Origin of the sequence: Flaviramulus sp. BrNp1-15, assembly GCF_022259695.1 — a bacterium.
GTDB lineage: Bacteria > Bacteroidota > Bacteroidia > Flavobacteriales > Flavobacteriaceae > BrNp1-15.
Genome location: NZ_CP092099.1, coordinates 2,155,295 through 2,178,400 on the forward strand (window position 1 = coordinate 2,155,295; position 23,106 = coordinate 2,178,400).

Annotated in this window: 21 protein-coding genes; 8 read left to right on the top strand and 13 right to left on the bottom strand. The window is 30.9% G+C overall.

Going from position 1 to position 23,106, the window contains the following annotated elements; translation table 11 throughout:
- Nucleotides 1–3: 3 nt before the first annotated feature.
- Together MBM09_RS09460 and thrA are read right to left on the bottom strand one after the other, a co-directional pair.
- Complete coding sequence (locus MBM09_RS09460; protein WP_238676329.1) at nt 4–927, bottom strand: homoserine kinase; 924 nt, start codon at nt 925–927, stop codon at nt 4–6.
- A gap of 71 nt (nt 928–998) precedes the next feature.
- Nucleotides 999–3,443: a bifunctional aspartate kinase/homoserine dehydrogenase I gene (gene thrA, locus MBM09_RS09465; RefSeq protein ID WP_238673472.1), complete on the bottom strand. Its 2,445-nt coding sequence runs from the start codon at nt 3,441–3,443 to the stop codon at nt 999–1,001.
- Nucleotides 3,444–3,787: 344 nt separating this feature from the next.
- Here thrA and MBM09_RS09470 point away from each other — a divergent pair, with 344 nt between their 5' ends.
- Nucleotides 3,788–5,353 (top strand): NAD(P)H-hydrate dehydratase, encoded by a 1,566-nt coding sequence (locus tag MBM09_RS09470; protein WP_238673474.1) that lies wholly within the window; start codon nt 3,788–3,790, stop codon nt 5,351–5,353.
- Nucleotides 5,354–5,401: 48 nt separating this feature from the next.
- On the opposite strand, the gene MBM09_RS09475 is transcribed toward MBM09_RS09470, so the two are convergent.
- The 7 genes from MBM09_RS09475 to MBM09_RS09505 form a co-directional block, all read right to left on the bottom strand.
- A complete protein-coding gene (locus MBM09_RS09475) occupies nt 5,402–6,451 on the bottom strand; it encodes a thioredoxin-like domain-containing protein (protein WP_238673475.1) in 1,050 nt (349 codons plus the stop codon).
- 78 nt (nt 6,452–6,529) lie between these two features.
- On the bottom strand, nt 6,530–7,384 hold the full coding sequence (locus MBM09_RS09480) for a substrate-binding domain-containing protein (RefSeq protein ID WP_238673476.1): 855 nt from the start codon (nt 7,382–7,384) through the stop codon (nt 6,530–6,532).
- A 13-nt stretch (nt 7,385–7,397) separates the two neighbouring features.
- Nucleotides 7,398–8,267, bottom strand: a complete 870-nt coding sequence (locus MBM09_RS09485) for a nucleoside phosphorylase (protein ID WP_238673478.1) — start codon at nt 8,265–8,267, stop codon at nt 7,398–7,400.
- Nucleotides 8,257–9,198 (bottom strand): DUF1835 domain-containing protein, encoded by a 942-nt coding sequence (locus tag MBM09_RS09490; RefSeq protein WP_238673479.1) that lies wholly within the window; start codon nt 9,196–9,198, stop codon nt 8,257–8,259. The genes MBM09_RS09485 and MBM09_RS09490 overlap by 11 nt, the downstream gene beginning before the upstream one ends.
- Before the next feature lie 2 nt (nt 9,199–9,200).
- Nucleotides 9,201–9,530: a translation initiation factor gene (locus MBM09_RS09495; RefSeq protein WP_238673480.1), complete on the bottom strand. Its 330-nt coding sequence runs from the start codon at nt 9,528–9,530 to the stop codon at nt 9,201–9,203.
- Nucleotides 9,531–9,536: 6 nt separating this feature from the next.
- A complete protein-coding gene (locus MBM09_RS09500; protein WP_238673481.1) occupies nt 9,537–9,986 on the bottom strand; it encodes an SRPBCC domain-containing protein in 450 nt (149 codons plus the stop codon).
- Nucleotides 9,987–9,990: 4 nt separating this feature from the next.
- Nucleotides 9,991–10,941 (bottom strand): isopenicillin N synthase family oxygenase, encoded by a 951-nt coding sequence (locus MBM09_RS09505; RefSeq protein WP_238673482.1) that lies wholly within the window; start codon nt 10,939–10,941, stop codon nt 9,991–9,993.
- 150 nt (nt 10,942–11,091) lie between these two features.
- Here MBM09_RS09505 and MBM09_RS09510 point away from each other — a divergent pair, with 150 nt between their 5' ends.
- Together MBM09_RS09510 and MBM09_RS09515 are read left to right on the top strand one after the other, a co-directional pair.
- Nucleotides 11,092–13,068 carry a thiamine pyrophosphate-dependent enzyme gene (locus tag MBM09_RS09510; RefSeq protein WP_238673483.1) on the top strand — a complete coding sequence of 659 codons (1,977 nt, stop codon included), beginning with the start codon at nt 11,092–11,094 and terminating at the stop codon, nt 13,066–13,068.
- Between the two features lie 42 nt (nt 13,069–13,110).
- Nucleotides 13,111–13,515 (top strand): 3D domain-containing protein, encoded by a 405-nt coding sequence (locus MBM09_RS09515; protein ID WP_238673484.1) that lies wholly within the window; start codon nt 13,111–13,113, stop codon nt 13,513–13,515.
- A gap of 3 nt (nt 13,516–13,518) precedes the next feature.
- Here MBM09_RS09515 and MBM09_RS09520 read toward each other — a convergent pair whose 3' ends face one another.
- Both MBM09_RS09520 and MBM09_RS15915 read right to left on the bottom strand, forming a co-directional pair.
- On the bottom strand, nt 13,519–14,073 hold the full coding sequence (locus MBM09_RS09520) for a biopolymer transporter ExbD (protein ID WP_238673485.1): 555 nt from the start codon (nt 14,071–14,073) through the stop codon (nt 13,519–13,521).
- Nucleotides 14,074–14,145: 72 nt separating this feature from the next.
- Complete coding sequence (locus tag MBM09_RS15915; RefSeq protein ID WP_256444183.1) at nt 14,146–14,280, bottom strand: hypothetical protein; 135 nt, start codon at nt 14,278–14,280, stop codon at nt 14,146–14,148.
- Between the two features lie 561 nt (nt 14,281–14,841).
- On the opposite strand from MBM09_RS15915, the gene MBM09_RS09525 reads away from it, so the two are divergent.
- On the top strand, nt 14,842–15,510 hold the full coding sequence (locus MBM09_RS09525) for a hypothetical protein (protein WP_238673486.1): 669 nt from the start codon (nt 14,842–14,844) through the stop codon (nt 15,508–15,510).
- On the opposite strand, the gene mgrA is transcribed toward MBM09_RS09525, so the two are convergent.
- Nucleotides 15,511–16,524 carry an L-glyceraldehyde 3-phosphate reductase gene (gene mgrA / locus MBM09_RS09530; protein WP_238673487.1) on the bottom strand — a complete coding sequence of 338 codons (1,014 nt, stop codon included), beginning with the start codon at nt 16,522–16,524 and terminating at the stop codon, nt 15,511–15,513.
- A gap of 113 nt (nt 16,525–16,637) precedes the next feature.
- Nucleotides 16,638–18,944 carry a S9 family peptidase gene (locus tag MBM09_RS09535; RefSeq protein WP_238673488.1) on the bottom strand — a complete coding sequence of 769 codons (2,307 nt, stop codon included), beginning with the start codon at nt 18,942–18,944 and terminating at the stop codon, nt 16,638–16,640.
- 259 nt (nt 18,945–19,203) lie between these two features.
- Between MBM09_RS09535 and MBM09_RS09540 the strand changes: the two genes are divergently transcribed.
- The 4 genes from MBM09_RS09540 to MBM09_RS09555 all read left to right on the top strand — a co-directional run bounded on the left by MBM09_RS09540 (nt 19,204) and on the right by MBM09_RS09555 (nt 23,105).
- Complete coding sequence (locus MBM09_RS09540) at nt 19,204–20,757, top strand: DEAD/DEAH box helicase (RefSeq protein ID WP_238673489.1); 1,554 nt, start codon at nt 19,204–19,206, stop codon at nt 20,755–20,757.
- 102 nt (nt 20,758–20,859) lie between these two features.
- Nucleotides 20,860–21,315 (top strand): cold-shock protein, encoded by a 456-nt coding sequence (locus MBM09_RS09545; protein ID WP_238673490.1) that lies wholly within the window; start codon nt 20,860–20,862, stop codon nt 21,313–21,315.
- Nucleotides 21,316–21,346: 31 nt separating this feature from the next.
- Nucleotides 21,347–22,261: an EamA family transporter gene (locus MBM09_RS09550; RefSeq protein WP_238673491.1), complete on the top strand. Its 915-nt coding sequence runs from the start codon at nt 21,347–21,349 to the stop codon at nt 22,259–22,261.
- On the top strand, nt 22,251–23,105 hold the full coding sequence (locus MBM09_RS09555; RefSeq protein WP_238673492.1) for a DMT family transporter: 855 nt from the start codon (nt 22,251–22,253) through the stop codon (nt 23,103–23,105). Before MBM09_RS09550 ends, MBM09_RS09555 begins: the two co-directional genes overlap by 11 nt.
- The last annotated feature ends 1 nt before the right edge of the window (nt 23,106 follow it).

Sequence of the window (23,106 nt, forward strand, 5' to 3'; positions counted from 1 at the left end):
TTGTTATTTTAATATTTTGACTCCTTCAGTATTAATTTTAGATACATGAATATCAAAATCTATGTTTGTTTTTTTATAAATATTTTCTATAGCAACTTTCACATTTTTAGCACTTTCAACTCCTTTACATAAAGAAAAAATAGAAGGTCCAGAGCCTGATATTCCACAACCCAAAGCGCCTGCTTTTAATGAAGCATTTTTAACGTCGTTAAAATGTGGTATCAATTTACTTCTATGTGGCTCTACAATAACATCGTGCAAAGATTCTTTTAATAAATTAAAATCACTAGTATGTAAACCATGAACGAAACTACCTACGTTTGCCCATTGTGTAATTGCATCTTGCAGCTTAACTTTCTCTGGAAGAACAGCACGTGCTTCGGATGTTTTAATTTCTATCTGTGGGTGAATAACTGTTGCATACAAATCTTTAGGAGTTGGAATTTCTAAAATTTGTAAAGGATTAATGGTTTTAACTAAAGTAAAACCACCAAAAAGAGCAGGAGCGAGGTTATCGGCGTGCTCACATTTACTAGCTATAGCTTCCCCTTTAATGGCAAATTCTGTAAGTTGTGTTTTATTGAAAGGTCTTCCTAAAAGCTCATTCATTCCAAAAACACTACCAACCGCACTAGCAGCACTACTACCAATACCACTACCAGGTTTTATGTTTTTATAAATTTCTATTTCAAAACCGAAATCTAAATTTAAAGTATCGTACATAGCTAAAGCTGAAACACCTGCAACATTTTGTTCCGTTTCATAAGGCAAATCAAAACCCGAAATATGAGTAATTCGAATTCCTTTTTTGTCAACTTTTCTAATCACCATTTCGTCTCCAACACTATCTAAACAAAACCCTAGCACATCAAAACCACATGAAACATTGGCAACAGTAGCTGGTGAGAATATTTTTATTTCGTTCATTTTATCTATTAAATAGTTTTCGGCTGCACTAGAGCAGGAAAAATCACTTTCTTTGTGCAACTCCATGATGTTTAATCGTTTCCTATTCTAATTATATCAGCAAATAAACCTGATGCTGTTACATCTGCACCAGCTCCAGCACCTTTAATAATCATAGGTTGTTCTGGATAACGTTGCGTATAAAACATCACAATGTTATCTTTTCCTTCTAAATTATAAAATGGATGACCTTCAGGAATTTCCTCTAAACCAACGCTTGCTTTTCCATTGTTGAATTGGGCAACATATTTTAGCTGACATTCTTTTTCTTTAGCCGAAGCATATAAATTTTGATAATGTGCTTCGTCTTTGATTAGAGTTTCATAAAAATCATCAACTGTGTCGCTTTTTAGACCTGATTCAGATAAAAACGGTGTGTTTTCTATATCTTCTAAATTCATTTCAACACCACTTTCTCTTGCTAGAATGAGTATTTTTCTAGCTACATCAACACCACTTAAATCAATTCTAGGATCTGGTTCTGTGTAACCTTCGGCAGCTGCTTGTTTTACAACATCATAAAACTTTGTTTTGTCATTGAAATTATTAAAAACAAAATTTAAACTTCCAGATAACACAGCTTGAATAGATGTTATTTTATCACCTGATGCAATTAAATTATTTAGGGTATCAATAATAGGTAATCCTGCACCAACATTGGTTTCAAATAAATAAGGTGCATTATACTTTAAAGATAATCGCTTTAATAATTTATAGTTTTCAATATCACTAGAACAAGCAATTTTGTTACACGCTACAACACCTATACTTTGGCGTAAGTATTTCTCGTAAAAATTTGCAACATCTGCATTTGCAGTAACATCTACAAAAATACTATTACGTAAATTAAGTGATTTAATTTTTTCAAAAAATCCATTAAGAGAGGCTTTGTCACCTTCTTCTAACTGTTCTTTCCAGTTACTTAAATTAATACCATTTTCATTGAAAATCATTTTTCTAGAATTTGATAATCCAGTAATTCGTAGATTAATTTTAAGATTTTCTTTTAAGTATTTTTTTTGCTGTTTTATTTGCTCTACAAGGCGTTCTCCAACATTTCCAACACCTGTTATAAACACATTTAGTTGTTTTGTCTTAGCCTCGAAAAATTGCTCATGAAGCGTGTTTAAGGCCTTTTTTACATCACTTTCTGCAATAACTGCAGAAATATTTTTTTCTGATGCACCTTGGGCAATAGCTCTAATGTTTATATTATTTTTTCCAAGAGTACTAAACATTTTACCACTAATACCTTGATGATTTTTCATATTATCACCAACTAAAGCAATGATAGACAAGCCAGTTTCTACAATAATTGGATCTATTTTATGAAGAGCAATTTCGTTCTCAAACGTAGCATCTATAGTAGTTTTAGCAATATCTGCATCTTTTTCTTCTATACCTAAACAAATAGAATGCTCTGATGATGCTTGAGTTATTAAAATAATATTGATTTTTTCCTGTGATAAGGTTTCAAATAAACGTTTAGAAAACCCGGGAATACCAATCATTCCGCTGCCTTGTAATGTTAACAACGCAATATTATTAATATTACTTATACCTTTTACTGGTGATTTAGAAATAACTTCATCATTAGATATTACTGTTCCAACAGCTTCTGGTTCTAAAGTGTTTTTAATATGAATCGGGATATTTAAATCTAAAACGGGTTGTACTGTTGGCGGATACAAAACTTTAGCACCAAAATGAGACAGTTCCATAGCTTCCTGATACGATATTTTATCGATGGGATAAGCTTGTTTTACCAATTTCGGATTTGTTGTAAACATACCGCTTACGTCTGTCCAAATTTCTAATTGCTCAACCTTTAAAGCCGCAGCAACAATAGCCGCAGTAAAGTCGGAACCTCCACGACCAAGAGTAGTTTGCTCTCCAGATTTAGATTTGGAGATAAACCCAGGTAAAATCGTGATTTTTTGAGCAGCTGATTTAAAATAATCTTGAATATTAGTATTACTAAGTTTGTAATCAACTTCAGCTTTTGTAAAGTTTGAATTTGTAACTATTAAATCCTGTGAGTTTTTACGTTCTGCAGATAAACCTCTGTTTTTCATCGTTTCAGCTATGATGAATGATGATAATATTTCACCAAAACTCACTAATTTATCAGATGTTTTTGGAGATAATTCGTTAATTAAATAAATACCATCTAATAAACTTTTTAATTCATCTAACCTTTGATTAACAAACGCCGTTATACTTTGTCCCTTTTGGGGGTTTAATTCTTTTATAATTGCTAAATGTTGTTCTTTTATTAATTCAAAAGTATCTATAAAAGATTGGTCTTTATTTTGCGCTTGTTTACCTGCTAATAACAACTTATCTGTAATGCCGCCAACTGCTGAAACTACACAAACTACTTTATCTTTTTTAGAGTAGTTATCTAAAATACTTATTACGTTATTTATATTTTTTGAAGAACCTACTGAAGTTCCTCCAAATTTTAAAACTTTCATGTTTTAATGCATTGAATAATTAAAAATAATATTTGAAATGTTGTAATTTTTGAAATTACAATAATAGCCTGTAGAATATGTGATTAGCAACCCCAAAGGGTTGTAATGTTTATTGTAGTAGCTAAAAAAGATGTTGTTCCTTTTGTAAAAAAAGAAATTAAACAACATGTATTTTGGCTTAAATGATTCATTATAATTAATGTAATACTATCCAAATGTATTACTTTTAGCCTAATAAAAAAACAAAAAGATTTTTTTTATAGTATTCTTATATTGAATCGGATTTCTTTGAAAAAAAGCGGTAAACAATTATAAGAATTGAAAAATCAATAATTATTTAGTAGATGAAAATATTTTCAAAAGAACAAATTTACGAAGGAGATAAAATAACAACAGAAAGACAACAGATTTCTTCAACAGATTTAATGGAGCGTGCTGCAACCCAAATTTTCAATTGGATGCACATGCGTATGCAAGGTGCCCAAGTGCCTGTTCATGTGTTTTGTGGCATTGGTAATAATGGAGGTGACGGATTAGTACTTGCCAGACATCTTATAACACATGGTTATAATGTAAATACTTACGTGGTTAATTGTAGTGATAAACGCTCTAAAGATTTTTTAATTAATTATGATAGAATTAAAAATGTAACTAAAAAATGGCCAATATTATTAAAATGTGCTTCAGATTTCCCAGAAATTCATCAAGATGATATTATAGTTGATGCTGTTTTTGGAATTGGTTTAAACCGACCTGTTGATGAATGGGTGAAAGGATTATTTATGCATTTTAGAGCTAGTAAAGCATTTACATTGTCTATAGATATTCCATCAGGTTTATTTCCAGATAAATCAGTTGAGGACGAAGATGCTGTTGTTTGGGCAGGTTATACTTTAAGTTTTGCATCACCAAAATTGGTTTTCTTTTTACCTGAAACTGCTAAATACACCGTACAATGGGAAGTTTTAGATATAGGATTAGATCAAGAGTTTTTATACACTACACAAACCGAAGTTGAACTTATTGGAAAACATGAAGTATTACCAAATTATATTCCAAGAGAAAAGTTTTCGCATAAAGGACAATTTGGGCATACTTTAATTATTGGCGGTAGTTATGGAAAAATAGGTGCTGTAACTTTGGCTAGTAGAGCTGCATTATCTGCTGGAGCAGGATTAGTATCAACTTATATTCCTAAATGTGGCTATATGCCTTTGCAGTCTGCTTTTCCTGAGACTATGGTAATTACTGATAAAGATGAAGAAAAAATAACTTCAATTAATTTTGAAATTGAGCCCACAGTAGTTGCTTTTGGAATTGGAGCAGGAACCGATACAAAAACCATAAGTGCTTTCGAAGCTTTTTTAAAAACAAATAAAGTGCCTTTGGTAATTGATGCCGATGGTTTAAATATCCTTTCTAAAAAGAAAGCGTTATTAAAATTGTTGCCAGAAGATACTGTATTAACACCACACCCAAAAGAACTAGAACGTTTAATTGGTAAATGGAAAAACGATTTCGACAAATTAAAGAAAGTAAAAGTATTTTCTAAAAAGTATAAGGTTATTATAGTTATTAAAGGTGCTAATACCATAACTGTTTTTAACGAAAAACTTTATGTTAACACTACCGGAAATCCAGGTTTAGCAACAGCGGGAAGTGGTGATGTTTTAACAGGAATTATAACAGGTTTAATTTCCCAACAATATCACCCATTAACTGCGGCTATTTTTGGTGTGTATTTACATGGAAAATCTGCAGACATTGCTATTGAAGATTTTGGGTATCAAAGTTTAATTGCTAGTCATGTTATTGAGTATTTAGGAGAAGCATTTATAGATTTATTTAAACAACCTGAACAACAACAGCAACCAGAAGAAGCCACTGAAGAGGCAAATGAACAAGCATAAAAAAAGGCGCTATTTGCGCCTTTTTGTTTTAATATTCTTTATTTGAAATTAAATATTTAAAGAATTAAATAATTCTACGAGTTTTGGACTAGATGGTCTTGGAGCGTCTGCATTTACAACATTTCCGTTAGGATCGATTAAAATAAAACGAGGAATACCATTTATTTTGAAATTCTGAACAAATTCAGATCTCCAACCATTATTTGAAAATAATTGAATACCGCCCATTTCTTTTTCAGCTATCATTTTTTTCCATCCTTCTTTTGAAGCTGCTAAAGCTAATTCAGGGGTTTCGGCTCTATAACCTCTACCATTATCAACAGAAATACTCACAAATTCAATGTTTTTTCCATGATACGCTTTTTCAAGTCTTTTAAGCGAAGGAATTTCAACTTTACAAGGTCCGCACCAAGTTGCCCAAACATCTACGTAAACATATTTGCCTTTTAAATCTGATAGCGATGTGGTTCCGCCTTTGTAGTTTTCGTAATTCACAAAAGCAGGAGATGGTTTTCCTATAAAATCTGAAAATTGATTAGCACGCGCTTGTTGTTGGGTGTATGCATTTAAAAGTCCTTCAGGTAATTTTTCAAGAGCATTTTTATCACCTGAATAAACTATTGAATCCAGATTTTTTGTGTTTTCTAACAACTCAGCGAACTCTGATTGTATTTCAGTCACTTTTGCTTTAAAAGCATCTTCATCCATATCAAATAGAGTAGGAGTGAAACTGTTTTCTTGTAATAAAGCTTTTTTTGCTAGATAATTATTTGTTTCAGCACCAACTCCAGAATATTTTATGGTTTCATCAAACTCTTTTGTGTCTAATGTTATATTTAAATCATATCCATTTTTAAGGAAAACAGATGTAGATTCATTTCCATCATAAAAGTTATGTATTCCTGCATCAACTTTTAATGTATCACTAAAAGTTCCATCTTCATTAACTTTAATTGTTTTTGAATATGTACGTGTACGCACTACAATTGAATCACTAAACTTGTCTGTTATCTTTCCAGAAAATGTTACATAATCTTTCGGTTCTTCTTTACAAGCTATCGTTGCAATTGCTAGTGATAATAAAAGTAATTTTTTCATGTTAAGTATTTGTTTTTTCAAAAGTATAAACTTGATAAGGTTTTATTGTAAGTTTTAGTTAAAATTAACATTTATCTATTACAACTTAAAAACCAAAGATTCATAGTCTACAATTTCGGGAATTATATTAAGCGCATATAGCTCTTTTTGAGCATTCATTACGGTTTCTTTATCAATTAACTCTTGAGACCATTCAGTAATACTCAACCACTCTTGTACATCTTCTAGTTGTTGCTTATAACGGTTGGCTATCGTTTTATCAATACTTGGAATATCTTTAAATTCTACTGTAGTATTATTAATTATCTCTAAAATAGTTTCCAATTCTTCACGATTAGATTCAATAAAATCTTCTCTAACAGCTATAACAAAACATGGCCATGGAGAAGGGCAATTGTCAATACGACGAAATGTACCATCATCTACCAAAGGTTTAGTTGTAAATTTTTCCCATAGAAAGTAATCGGCTTTTCCTTCGGTTAAACCTTCAACAGCGCCTTCTAAGTTTTTTATAACTTCAAAGTCTAAATCTTTTTCTAAGTCCCAATTATTGTTTTCAGCATTTATATATGCCATTAAATGCGAACCAGAACCATATCTGCTAATAGCAGCTTTAGTTCCTTTTAAATCTTCAACAGTTTTATAATTAGAATTATTGGCTACATGAACACCCCAAATTAAAGGCGATTGCACAAAGGTTTGTACAATTTTACTAGGGTTGCCAGCAATAATGTCTTTAATTATACCTTCTGTAAGTATTACAGCTAGATCAATTTCTTTATTGCGAAGCGCTTTACACATGGCACCAGTTCCTCCCGGATAATCATGCCAACGCAAATTAATGTCTTTCTCTTTATACTCGCCGTTTTTTAGTGTTAAGTACCAAGCTAAATTAAAATGTTCTGGTACACCACCAATATTAACTTTCTTCATTAAATCAATCTGTTTATTCTATAATTTTATTGAGTGTGTATATAATTAAGTCTTCTACAACTTGTGATGGGTTTTCGCTAAATGTTCCCGATGCTCTATTGGCAATAATAGCATTCAAAGATATGGCATGATGACCTAATAATTTAGATAATCCATAAATGGCAGAGGTTTCCATCTCTAAATTTGTGATTCGATTACCATTAAAATTAAAATTATCCATCTTGGAATTCAAAGTAGTGTCTTGAATAGGTAATCGTAAAACACGCCCTTGCGGGCCGTAAAACCCACCAGCTGTAGCAGTTATACCTTTATATGTTTTGTCGCTTTCAAAAACTTTTTCAAGCTTATCACTAACCTTAACAATAATTGGTTTTGATTTGTTTTCATGCCAATTAGTTTGAGAAATAAACGCATTTTCAATTTCAGGATTACTAACAGGTTCAATGATGTAGGAGTGAAGCAGACCATTAAGATCTAAACCATATTCGCTCAAAACAAAAGAATCTACAGGAATATCTTCTTGTAAAGATCCAGATGTACCAACTCTAATGATGTTAAGGCTGGTAAGATTTTCTTTTGGTTTTCTAGTTTTTAAATCAATATTAAAAAGCGCATCTAATTCGTTTAAAACAATATCAATATTATCAGGACCAATTCCTGTTGAGATAACACTTATGCGAGTACCTTTATAAGTACCGGTTTGTGTTTTAAATTCTCTTTTTTGAATAGAAAATTCTATGGAATCAAAATGTTTAGTTACTTTTTCTACGCGATTTTGATCACCTACAAATATGATAGTGTTAGAAACATGTTCTGGTTTCAGATTTAAATGATAAACACTACCATCTGGGTTTAAAATAAGTTCAGATTCTTTAATTGGCATTTAGGACAGATTTTATAAGTTGATTTTTTGATTTACTAAATTGAAAATCAAATTTTTTAACACCACCAAAAATCATTTTATTATCTAATTCTGATGAAAAGTTATGTTGCCCTAATAAGGCTTCATGTCCTTTTCTATTAAGAATTAGACTGTTTTCTTCAATGGTGTAAAATATACTTAAATGATTAATGATTTTTGATAATTGTATGTCGCCATATCCATAAAACCCTTGATAATTAAGTGCATAACCTAATAAGTGATTTTTTGAAGTAATGGCATGTTTGTCAATAATTTCTAATATGTTTCTTTCAAGAACATTTAACCCGTCTTTTACATTAGGAAAACGTTCTAAATGGGCTTTTAAACAGTTGCTTAAATATTCAAATGATGACGGTTTAACAATGTAAGGTTTTAATAAATTATGGTCTATACCACAATAAATTCCCCAAACAGTACAAGCTAAATCTATGTCCTCATTCTTGAGTAAAACTTTGTTTTTATAGTGTTTTAGTAATTGTTCTGAAGAAAGTTCAGAAAGCCCTTTTAAGCTTTTACTTCCTTCAATTCTTCCACTACAAACTAAATATAAGGGTAATTCTATTTTTTTCTGTTGAATAAGGCTAATAACAGCTAACATGTTTATATGGCAAAATAAATCATATTCAAACCAAAGTATTATTTCAGAGTAATCTTCAGTAGAATTTAATTTGTTTAATTCTTCTTCAATCATTTTCACATCAAGTTCAACGTCGTAAAATTCATTGAAAAAAGACTTACGTAGATTTAAAAATTCATCTGAATATACCATTTCGGTAGTAGGACCTTCACAAAGCATTTCTTGCCATGTTAGTTTTTCTCCTTCAACACCTAATTCATTAAGAACCTTAGTTAAGCTACCACCGTTAGTTATATGAAGTATTTTTTTGCTCACAATTATCCGCCAACGCGTTTTACATTAAAACCTTTATCTTTTAACATCTGCATTATTTTATCGCGGTAATCCCCTTGAATAATTATTTTGTCGTCTTTAAAACTACCTCCAACACTTAGTTTTGTCTTTATCTCTTTGGCTAGAATTTTAAAATCTTCAGCGGCACCTGTGTAGCCTTCCAGTATGGTTATGGGTTTGCCTTTTCTTTTTTCGTATTTACAAATAATAGGCTCGTCTTGCATCCAAATAGCTGATGATTCTTCAGTATTAGAGTTAGTTTCTTCCTGAACATGTTCTGGAAATAAGTTTTTAAGCTGGTCTTGTAAGTCCATTTTTAATTACAAATTGCTATTGTTTGATTCTAAAAATTGCGCTAATCTTTGATTAATAAAATAATCCCAACCGCCTTCACAGCTTTCAAAAGAAAACTCCGGAACATTTTTAGGAAATGTTTCTAAGCCTTCGTTGGTTAGTGTAAGTTTAGTTTTATTGTTAGTTTCTGATAATTCAAAAATTACTTTACCAACACCTTCTTTGTATTCTAAATAACGCCAGTCGTATACGATTTTTTTATTTGGAATAACTTCAATTATTTCCCAAAGGTGTGTATAAACTCTATTTTCTACTTTTACAATAAATTGAGTTTTAAACCCTTTTTTAGCTTCAAAATCCTCAATTTGTTCAAAAAACCATTGCTTCATCAGCAATGGTTTTGTTATACTGTTCCAAACAGTTGCAATAGGTTTATTAAATGTTTGTTCAACAATAATTAGATTATCAATTATCATTGATTTATTTCTTTATCAATCCAAGCTCAACGAGTCTTTGATGCAAAAATTCACCAGCCGTAATATCGTCAAATGCCTTTGGATTATCTTCATCTATACATCCTTCTAAAACATCTAATTTCATACTACTTACAGGATGCATAAAAAATGGAATAGAATATCGCGATGTTCCCCAAAGTTCTTTTGGCGGATTAATAACGCGGTGTATGGTAGATTTTAATTTGTTATTAGTGTGTCTTGATAGCATATCTCCAACATTAATCATTAATTCATCTGGCTCTGCAATAGCATCAATCCATTCACCTTTATGGTTTTGAACCTGTAAACCTCTACCTTGAGCACCCATTAGCAACGTAATTAAATTAATATCGCCATGTGCAGCAGCTCTAACGGCTTCTTTAGGTTCTTCTTTAATTGGCGGGTAGTGTATTGGTCTTAAAATAGAGTTTCCGTTGTGAATATAATCATCAAAATAAGTTTCTTTCAACCCTAAATGTAAAGCTAAGGCTCTTAATACATATTTAGCTGTTTTTTCAAGCATTTTGTAGGTTTCCTTTCCTACTTTATTAAACTCAGGAATTTCTTTAACCTCAACATTATCTGGATATTCTGCTTTTAACTTGTCATTATTTTCAACATATTGACCAAAATGCCAAAACTCTTTTAAATCGCCTTCTTTTTTGCCTTTTGCACTTTCTTTTCCAAAAGACACATAACCACGTTGACCACCAATACCTGGTATTTCGTATTTCTGTTTGGTCTCTGTTGGTAGTTCAAAGAAATTTTTAACTTCTTTATATAAATTGTCAACTAATTTATCATCTAAAAAATGACCTTTTAAGGCAACAAAACCAATCTCTTCGTAAGCTTTTCCTATAGCATCTACAAAGTTTTGTTTCCTAACAGGGTCATTAGATGTAAAGTCTTTTAAATTAACACTAGGTATGGTGTTCATAAGGATAATAATTTTATAATAAATGTAATACAAATGTACAAAAACATTGTAAAATTTAAGGAATTATGTTGAGTATTACTTTTATAATAATATTGCCTTTTTATGCTATATTTGATGAAGCGATATTTAAAATAAATAGTTGTAATTACTATGAAATATAATAGTGAAAATCTTGATGATACTGTTTTAAAACAATTGTACAAAAACATATTGAAACCAAGATTAATTGAAGAAAAAATGCTTGTATTACTTCGGCAAGGTAAAATAAGTAAATGGTTTTCTGGTATTGGACAAGAAGCCATTGCTGTTGGAGTAACTATGGCTTTAAATGAAGATGAATATATTTTGCCAATGCACCGAAATTTAGGTGTTTTTACAACTAGAAAAATTCCTTTATACAGATTATTTGCACAATGGCAAGGAAAAGCTTCTGGGTTTACTAAAGGTAGAGATCGCTCCTTTCATTTTGGAACTCAGCAATATAAAATTGTAGGTATGATTTCGCATTTGGGACCGCAATTAGGTGTTGCTGATGGCATTGCATTAGCTTCAAAACTAAAGAATAAAAATCAGGTTACTGCAGTTTTTACAGGTGAAGGTGGTACTAGTGAGGGCGATTTCCATGAAGCATTAAATATAGCATCCGTATGGCAATTGCCTGTTTTATTTTGTGTTGAAAACAATGGCTATGGTCTGTCTACACCAACTAGCGAACAATATAATTGTAAAGATATTGCAGATAGAGGATTAGGCTATGGTATGGAATCTCACATTATTGATGGTAATAATATTATTGAGGTTTACACAAAAGTTAAAGATATTGCAGAAAGTGTCAGGAAAAACCCCAGACCAGTTTTGTTAGAGTTCAAAACCTTTAGAATGCGTGGACATGAAGAGGCTAGCGGCACTAAATATGTTCCTCAAGATTTAATGGATACTTGGGCAATGAAAGACCCTTTGATGAATTTTCAAGTTTTTTTAAAAGAACAAAATATTTTAACTGAGGAAGATGAAGTGTCAATAAAAGAATCAATTGTAAGTGAAATTAGTGAGCATTTAGAGGTTGCTTTTAACGAAGAAGATATTTTAGAAAATACAAGTATTGAATTAAATGATGTGTTTCAAAATATTAAATATCAAGAATTTAAACAAAATAAAGAAACAGAAGAAATTCGCTTTATAGATGCTATTTCAGTGTGCTTAAAACAAAGTATGGAACTGCATAACGATTTAGTAATTATGGGGCAAGATATTGCTGAATATGGTGGAGCGTTTAAAATTACAGAAGGTTTTATTGATTTGTTTAGTAAAGATCGTGTACGTAATACACCTATTTGTGAATCTGCAATTATTGAAACCGCTATGGGTTTATCAATTGCTGGTATAAAAAGTGTTGTTGAAATGCAATTTGCAGATTTTGTTACTTCCGGATTTAATCCTGTGGTTAACTATTTAGCAAAATCATATTACAGATGGAATCAAAATGCAGATGTTGTTATAAGAATGCCTTGTGGCGGTGGCGTTGCAGCAGGACCTTTTCATTCGCAAACTAACGAAGCTTGGTTTACAAAAACACCCGGTTTAAAAGTGGTATATCCTGCATTTCCTTTAGATGCAAAGGGTTTGTTAGCAACAGCTATTAACGACCCAAATCCTGTATTGTTTTTTGAGCATAAAGCTTTATATAGAAGTATTCGTCAAGAAGTGCCAACAGATTATTACACGCTTCCTTTTGGAAAAGCTTCACTTGTTAAAGAAGGAGATAAAGTCACTATAATAGCTTATGGAGCCGCTGTACATTGGGCATTAGAAACCTTAGGTAAAAACCCAAATATTTCGGCCGATTTAATAGATTTAAGAACACTTCAGCCATTAGATACCGAAGCTATTTATAATTCGGTTAAAAAAACTGGTCGTGCTATTATTTTGCAAGAAGATTCACTATTTGGTGGTATTGCTAGCGATATTTCTGCGCTTATTATGGAAAACTGCTTTGAATATTTAGATGCTCCAGTAAAACGTGTAGCTAGTTTAGAAACACCAATTCCATTCGCAAAACAACTAGAAGATCAATACTTACCAAAAGGTAGGTTTGAAGCCGATTTAAAAGAGCTTTTAGCCTTTTAATATTTAAAATGCTTATATTTAAAAGCATTAAAATGAAAGGTTTTGAGAATTTTTACCCTACTTTTCTTATTAATTTTTTTTAATTGTAAAAAACCCGAAGACTCATTTGAAAATAAGTTTTCTTGGAATTCTATGAGTGTTACCGCAACAGCTTATAACTCATTAGCTTATCAAACAAATTCAGATCCTAACATTACCGCTTTTGGCGATAGCTTAAAACCAGGATTAAAATACATTGCTGTTTCTAGAGATTTGTTAAAAAGAGGTCTAAAACATAATATCCCTATTAAGATTGAAGGTCTTGAAGGGATATATTATGTTAAAGATAAAATGCATTCTCGATGGAAAAACCGAATTGATATTTACATGGGTATTGATGTAAAAGCTGCAAAACAGTGGGGCAGAAAACGTGTTTGCATTGATTTTGGTATTCCTAAAAAAGAATAACTTCTATTTTATTTCAGCTTCCGATAAAATAAAAGGGTAGGCATCTTTTACTTCTTTTAACTCTTCTTTCGATAGTTTATCAGAAGGTTTATTAATAATATTCATACTATAAACCTCACGTAATTCGTAATATGCTTTTGTTAATTCATTTTGCACAGCAACAAATTGTTTATAAGAAGTATGTCTACCATTTTGCAATGAAATAACTGCTTTTTTAGGGTTAACTGAAGATATTTCATCTTTATTTCCGTTACAATAATTACAAGTACCGTCGCCATTATTATCAATAAAAATTTTAGCTAAATTCTTAACTTCTTCAAGAGTAGCTAATTCATTTTCAATAAGTATTTCATCTTTATTATTAATTGATACTTCTAAAATATTTTTATCTGCAATAATACCTCCACAATCTCCAGTTAGACACTCTTTAGGAAGCATTCTATTAATGCCTTCATCAGAAGATATAGTAGCTGTTACAAGAAAGAAAATAAGCAATAAAAATGCAATATCTGCCATAGATCCTGCATTTACTTCGGGTAATTGATTTGAACGTCTCATGATTTTACAGTTTTAAAATGTTAATAAAACCTTAAATCACAAAAACAGTACCATAACTATTTTGTTATCAGATTAATGTGCATAACGTTTAGTGCCTTTCCAAATAGAGTTATTAGAAGTACGAAAATCTATAATACGTTTATTAGTGAATAAATTTTCTTGTGTGATGGTATTAAAATGTCTCGATATTTTAACAATTGATTTCATTTTGTTGATTTGATAAATTTGATTGATGGTTGTTGTGTTTGGTTTTAAAAGACGTTACTTATCTGTAACGTCTTTTGTTGTTCCATTCTTTTCTTTTAGAACCTTCAAAAGTTCCTGTTAATTGATTATTGTTTAAAGTTCTCATGATTTCTGATTGATTTAAAATGATTAATGAAAGTTTTTTACAAAGGCACTACTTATCTGTAACGTCTTTTACTGTTCCAAGCGTTACTTTTTGTACCGTTTAATGTTCCTGTTAATTGATTGTTGTTTAAAGTTCTCATGATTTTGTTTGTTTTTAATGATTGATTTCTATTAGATAGACGACAACAGACAAAAAATGTTACAGTACTATGCATAACAAAGTAATAAATTAACAAATTTTAACTATTTTTAGTGGAGTGGAGGTTAAAAATCATGTATTATGAATGGTTTTTGATTTTTAGGAATGATTATTGTTAAACCCATATTAAATATTGAACAAGACTTAGGCGAGTTTTCAGATAAAGAAATATCTTTGAAACATCTAAGTTATAAAACTGATTAAAATATATAAGATTGATGAAACCTTATATTTTATACTTTATATTGATTTTCTTTTCATTATCTGCTACTGCACAGATAGATAATAAAAAGAAATCTATCGCTATACCTGCTGTTGAAAGCAAAAAAGATTCTACCGACATAAAACTTATAACACCTTCAATTCCTAATAACAACAACACCTTAGGGATGAATAAACCCAATGTGTCTCCTAATTTAGAATTACCTAAAAAAGAATTTTCTATGTTTCCTAAAGAAGAATTTGGGAATCCTGGAGAACTTTATGAAAAACAGGTTAATAGAAATATGGATGCTATAAAAGACCAAATGGAATTAGGTACTAAGGGAAGTAAAACTGATCAACATTTTGGAAATGTAATTACAAAATCTGAGTTTGCTAATGTTCAGTATAGAGATTTTGGGCAGGAAGATGGTGATGTTATAAGAATTAGTGTAAATGATGAAATTATTGAATATAGAGTTACATTACGAAATTCTTTTAAAGGCTTCAAAATTAAACTAAAAAAAGGCGTTAATAGGATAGATTTTTTAGCATTAAATGAAGGTTATCTTATGCCTAATACTGCACATTTTAGAGTTTTAGATGATCAAGGAGATGTTCTTGCATCAGATGCTTGGAATTTATCAGAAAATGTTAAAGCAATAATTAATATTATTAAAGAATAACTAAGAAACAATCTTATCAATCAAGCTTAACTCCTCATTACTAAACTTTAAATTATCTAAAGCTTTTACATTGTCTTTTAATTGATTAGGAGAACTTGCCCCAACTAATACTGATGCTACTTGTTTTTGCCTTAAAATCCAAGAAATAGCCATTTGATGTAGCTTTTGCCCACGTTCTTGAGCAATTTTATTTAAACTTTGAATTTTATCTAGGTTACTAGAAACAGTCTCAGCATCTAAATACGTTGCGTTTTTTGCAGCTCTAGAATTTTCTGGAATTCCTTTTAAGTATTTATCGGTAAGCATGCCTTGTGCTAAAGGAGAAAAGGCTATACAACCAACACCGTTTTTATCTAAAGTATCTAAAAGCCCATCTTCAACCCATCTATCAAACATAGAGTATCTGGCTTGGTGTAAAATAAAAGGTACATTTAAACGCTTTAATATTTCGGCAGCTTTTTGAGTTTCTGCTGGCTCATAATTAGAAATCCCAGCGTATAAGGCTTTTCCTTGACGAACAATATCAGCCAAGGCTCCCATAGTTTCTTCTAGAGGCGTATCTGGATCTGGTCTGTGATGATAAAAAATATCAACATAATCTAATCCCATACGTTTTAAGCTTTGGTCTATACTAGCAATTAGGTATTTTCTGGAACCCAAATTACCATAAGGCCCAGGCCACATATCGTATCCAGCTTTAGATGCTATAAACATTTCATCTCTGTAAGCTTTAAAATCATGTTTTAAAATAGTGCCAAAATTTTCTTCAGCAGAACCAAAAGGTGGTCCGTAATTATTTGCCAAATCAAAATGTGTAATTCCTAAATCAAAAGCAGTTCTTATAATGTCTCTTCCATTTTGAATATTATCTACAAAACCAAAGTTATGCCACAAGCCTAAAGAAATGGCGGGTAACATAACACCGCTATTTCCTGTTCTTTTATAGGTCATTGAGTCGTAACGTTTAGAATCTGCTAAATAGCTTTCTACTCCTGATTTGTCGTTGATTTGCATGCTGTATAATTATTTTGAAACGTAAATGTATAAATTAGTTTTTACATTTTATCTAAACAAAAAAAAGCCTTTTAATATAAATATCAAAAGGCTTTTATAATAGTTATAATGTTTTAATCTTTTAAAGGTTGCTTAATGTCTTGTTTTAAGTGTTTTGCATAAAAACCCATCATTGCTTTATACAGAGCAATAGAGTTTTCTTCTTTAGCAAAACCATGCCCTTCATCATACTTAACCATATATGGTACATCATACCCTTTAGCTCGTAAAGCACTAACAATTTGATCCGACTCATCAATATTTACTCTTGGGTCGTTAGCACCTTGAACAACGAAAAGAGGCTTTTTGATTTTATCTATTTGATAAACAGGAGAAACCTCTTCCATGATTACTTTTTCTTCAGCAACATCCTCATCATACCAAATTTCTTTTATTATTTTTAAATAAGGTTTCCAATAAGGAGGGATGCTTTTCATGAATGTAAACAAATTAGATACACCAACATAATCTACACCACAAGCATATAAATCTGGAGTTTTTGTTAATCCTCGTAAAACAGCATAACCACCATGACTACCTCCATAAATAGCAGCATTATCTTTATCTACCCATCCTTGATCAATTACATATTGTAATCCATCTTCAACATCGTCCATAGCTTGTCTGCCAATTTGTTTAAATCCAGATTCTAAAAATTCTCTTCCGTAACCTCCAGAAATTCTGAAATTTACTTGTAAAGTAGCATAACCGCGACTTGCAAAAAGTTGTGCTTCAGGGTTAAAACCCCAAGAATCACGAACACCTTGTGGGCCGCCATGAGGATTTACAATAACTGGAACTTTTTGCCCGTTAAGCGCTTCTTTAGGCAAAGTAATATAACCATGAATAGTTTTTCCATCTCTACTTTTAAAAGTAATAGGGCGCATTTCTGCCATATCACTTTCTATGAGATTTGGCATTAAATTGTAAAGTAATTTAAATTCATCTTTTGAAGCATCGTAGGAATAATAGGTTCCATACAATTTATCACTTTGTAGAAATATTAAATATTTACTTTCATCATCGGTAACATCAGCTATTGAATAACTATAGTTTGGAAATTTATCTGTTATTCTTTTATGTAATTTTTTGTAATAATCACTAACTGGAACAATTTGTCTTTTTTCACCTTCGTATGAAAAATAATCTAATTCATAATTTCTATTTCTTGATAATCTTAAACCAGATACATCATAATAATCATTAGAAAATATTTTTTTTATAGCCTTATCTTCTTTTAAATCATATAAATAAATTTGTGTTTTATCACTTTCTAAATTTGAAACAACATATGCATCGTGTGGATAATCTGTTGCGTAATTAAATGAAGATATACTAAAATTGTCTTTCCAGTTTAATTGTTTTTTTATTTCATAATTCTCACCATCTACAGTGTAATAAAAATCAAAATTCACACCGTTTCTTAAGCGTGCAAAACCTCTTAGATTTCCATCTTTATCAAACTCATAGCTATTTATTGGGTTTGCTGCATCATCATTTTTATATAACTGTTTTAATTCACCTGTTACGATATTAATTTTGTATGGTTCAAAAATCTGTGGATTATTCTGATTCATAGAAATAATCATATGATCTTTATCTTCTTTTAAACCTTCAATAATATTTACTTTTACACCATCAAAAGGAGTGAGTTCTTTTTGATTTGTTCCATCTACATCAACCGCAAATAAATGGTAATCTTCATTACCACCTTTATCCATAACATATACTAGTCTGCTGTCATTTGCCCACCCAAAACCTCTAATAAGTTCTTCTTTTTCTTCAATAACTCTTTTTACTTCACCAGTTTCAAGGTTTTTAACATATACATGATTTTTTGTGTTTTCATCTTTTTCTCTGTAAGACAAATAGGTTCCATTAGGTGAAAAATTAAAAGAACGTGCTTTTGGTCTTGCAAAATAATCTTCAACAGCATATTTATAATTTGTAGGATTCCAGTTTGCAAGTTTTTCTAAATCTTCATCAGATGTTGGCAATGCTGTATTTCCAGGAAGCGTTTTTACAGTTTTAGATAAGGATAATGGAAACTCCATACCACTTTGGTAAAAGGTACCAGCTATGGTGTTTTCTTTTAAACTCCCAACATATTTTATACCCGCTTGTGTAAATTTAATTGTAAGCGTATCGTTTGCGAAACTTGTTTCATCCATTGGGATTCCGGTTGCGCCTTGTGAAGGGCTATCCATGGTAGAAGACAAAACACCTTCTTCACTTATTATATTAAAGATTAAAGACATTTCTGTTCCTTGGACAGATAATTTACCTTCCCATGCACCAACAATATCCTGTGCGTTAATTTGTGTAAATAGCCCTAAGAAAAAGAATAGGGTACTACTTAATTTTAAAATTGTAGTTTTCATTTGAATTGATAAGATTAAAAATTAGTTATTATTAAATCTGATATGTGTTAGAAGCTATTTTTCATCATATGTTACAATATAATCAAAAAATCATTGATTTATTTTAATTTATTCAATCTAGTAGCACTTATAATAAATAGTTAACCTGTTAAAATCTTGTGTTTTACAACTTCTGTTAATATTCCTTGAAAACTTATAAATAATTATAGCTTGTAAACCCTTTAAAGATGTTATTTTTGCACGTCACAAAATTGAAAGTATGCCGATTTCAAAAATAGAATTAGAAGAAAGAAACGAGGGTAAGAATTTATATAGTTATCAAAAAGGAGCTATTGATAAAATTTTTACAGCTTTTGAAGAATCTCCAGACGATTATCATTTATTATATCAATTACCAACTGGTGGTGGAAAAACCGTTATTTTCTCTGAAATTGTTAGACAATACCTTAAACATCATAAAAAGAAGGTATTGGTAATGACCCATCGTATAGAATTATGTAAGCAAACTTCTAATATGCTTACCGAATTTGGTGTAATAAACAAAGTTGTTGATAGTAAAGCTGATTTAAGTGATCAGGCAAATTACAGTTGTTTTGTGGCCATGGTAGAAACCCTTAACAATAGGCTAAATGATGATAAACTAGATATTTCTGATATTGGTTTAGTTATTATTGATGAAGCGCATTATAACTCCTTTACAAAACTATTTAAGTTTTTTAGTCAGTCGTTCATTTTAGGTGTTACAGCAACACCTTTGAGTTCTAGTATAGAATTACCAATGACTGATAATTACGATGAATTAATTGTTGGTGAAAGTATAGAATCTCTTATAAATAATGGCTTCTTAGCACGTGCTGAAATGTTTACCTATAATGTTGGCTTAACCTCTCTTGTTGTTGGTGCAAATGGCGATTACACAGTTAAATCATCTGAAGATTTATATACTGATAACGACATGCTATCCAAGCTTTTACAAGCTTATGAAGAACGCTGTAAAGGCAAGAAAACATTAATTTTTAACAACGGTATAAATACGTCGTTACATGTTTATGACACCTTTAGAAGAGCAGGATATCCCGTTGCACATTTAGATAATACAAATACCAAAAAAGAACGGGCCATGATATTAAAATGGTTCAAAAAAACACCAGATGCTATTTTAACTTCGGTTAGTATTTTAACAACAGGATTTGATGAGCCTACTGTTGAAAGTATTATTCTAAACAGAGCAACAAAATCATTGACGCTATATTATCAAATGATTGGTCGTGGTTCTCGTATTCTAAAAGATAAAAAGTCTTTCTCAGTTGTTGATTTAGGAAATAATTTCCATCGTTTTGGACCTTGGGGTGATGACTTAGACTGGCAACGTATTTTTAAATCACCTAACTACTATCTAGATTCTATTTTAAGTGATGAAGATTTAGAAAGCAATTTTAGGTATGAAATGCCTGATGAACTACGCGCTGAATTCTCAAATTCTAAAGAGGTTTATTTTGATATTCAAAAAACCTATGTTGATTCTATAAGAAACGGTGAATCTTCAAAAGTAGTTTTAGAACGTTCAATAGAACAACATGCCAGAATTTGCACTGAAAATAGTGAAGATGTTTATGATGCTTTAGCTTTAGCAAAAAAACTGGGAGATGATATCGATTTTAGAATTGGTCGTTATACCAAATGTATAAGCAAAAGTACTTTTAATTTTGTTGAATGGCTAAAAGGCGATTACAGAAAGAAATTAAATGCATTTTTAAGATCTAATTTTGATGAATTATTTGAGGAGATTAATGGTTATCCACCTGAAGACTAATACCGGTATATATTTTTACTATAGTTAAATCATATTAACCTTAAAAATTAGGCGTATCTTTACACATATTTATTCACATAAAACCCAGAGGAAATTTAAACTATGGCAAAATCGCAAGTTACATTTAACAAAATTGAAAAAGAAAAAAAACGCTTAAAGAAAAGAGAAGAAAAGCAGAAGAAAAAAGATGCTCGTAAGGCAGAAAAAGAAGCAAGTGGTTCATCAGGAATCCAATTTGCTTATGTAGATTTTAATGGAAATTTAACCGATACACCACCAGATCCAGCAATGCGAGAAAAGGTAGAAGCAGAAAGTATTGAATTAGGTATTCCTAAAAAAGAAGACAGAATAGAAGAGGAGCCAGCTGCAAAAGAAGGAAAAGTATCTTTCTTTGATACTTCTAAAGGTTTTGGTTTCATTATAGATAGCGTTAATCAAGAAAAATATTTTGTTCATGTAAGTGGTTTACTTGATGAGATTCAAGAAAATGATAAGGTTACTTACGAGTTAGAACGTGGACAAAAAGGAATGAATGCTGTTAGAGTAAAAAAAATATAGTGCGTTTCTATTGAGCTTATTATAAATATTTATGGGTGTACCTCGTAAAACTATTACAATTGTACTCGCTTTTTTTGCAATTTATGTTATTTGGGGTTCAACCTATTTACTTAATAAAATAGCAGTATCAGAACTACCTCCCTTAAAATTAGCCGCAATACGCTTTATAACTGCTGGTATTATTATTTTTATAATTGCTAAGCTTTTAAAAGTCAGCATTTCAATTTCTAAAGAACAACTTAAAAACACAATTATTGCTGGGTTTTTATTTTTAACCTTTGGTAATGGTGTTGTTGTTTGGGCTTTAAAGTTTGTTGATAGTGGCTTTGCAGCCTTAGAGATTTCTGCACAACCTTTAGTTGTTCTTATTTTAATGCGCATAATTCAAGGTAAAAAAATAAGTGCTATGTCTTACATTGGGGTTGTTTTAGGTTTTATAGGTATTTATCTTTTAGTAAGCCAGAAACAACTAATAAATCAGGAAGGACAAATTATTGGTATGCTCATGATTTTTGTTTGTATGATAAGTTGGGCATATGGTAGTATTTTTGTTGGCAATGCTAATTTACCCAAAAACTCATTTGTAAATACAGGTTACCAAATGTTGTCTGGGGGCATTATGCTAGCTATAGCTAGTTTTTGTTTTGGCGAAACTTGGTCATCGCCTTTATCTTGGAGTACTAATGTACAATGGTCTATGCTAGCTCTTATTCTATTTGGTAGTATAGTTGCATTTACCTCTTTTAATTATTTATTAAAGGCTGTTTCTCCAGAAAAAGTTGCTACCAATACTTATGTAAATCCCATTATAGCCCTTATTTTAGGTTGGTGGATTTTAAACGAAACTATAACGTTTCAATCTATCATGGCAGCAGTGGTTTTGCTTACTGGTGTCTATTTTATAAATACAAAACGCGTTATAAAACCAAGAGGTATTGGACGTTAAATCTGCTGTAAAATATATGCTTATAAGTACTTTGGCCTTTGCCTGTATGAATAGTATTGTTAAGTATTTAGTAGATTTTAATGCGTTTCAAATTGTTTTTTTTCGATCTATAGGATCTTTGTTTTTTACTTTCGGTTTTCTTTTAAAAAACAAAATCCCCATTTTAGGTAACAAGAGAAAACTTATGGTTATTAGAGGACTTGTTGGAGTTACATCTATGGCCCTGTTTTTTATGTCTACAAAATATCTACCTATTGGAACCGCGGTTTCATTACGATATATGGCACCAATTTTTGCAGCTATTTTTGCTATATTTTTTCTTAAAGAAAAAATAAAATCATGGCAATGGTTATTTTTTGCCATAGCTTTTGCAGGCGTTGTAATAATAAAAGGATTAGATACAGAAGTTAATACTTTTGGCTTACTGTTAATAATGGGAGCTGCTGTATTTAGCGGTATGGTGTATGTTTTGCTTAGTAAAATTGGGAAAGGTGATCATCCTGTTGTAATTGTAAATTATTTTATGGTTATAGCAACTATAGTAGGAGGCGTGTTCTTAATTAAATATTGGGTTCAACCAATTGGTAAAGAGTGGTTTATGTTGTTTGGGTTAGGGGTGTTTGGTTATTTCGGACAAATAAACATGACTAAAGCGTTTCAGGTAGCAGCAACAAACCAAGTTGCACCTTTAAAATATATTGAAGTTATTTTCACAGTATTATTTGGCGTTTTTATATTTGCAGAAATTTACACTGTTTGGAGTCTGTTGGGTATAGCTTTAATCATTTTGGGCTTAGTTTTAAACGTACTTTACAAATCAAGGCTTGATTCAAAAAAAATATAAT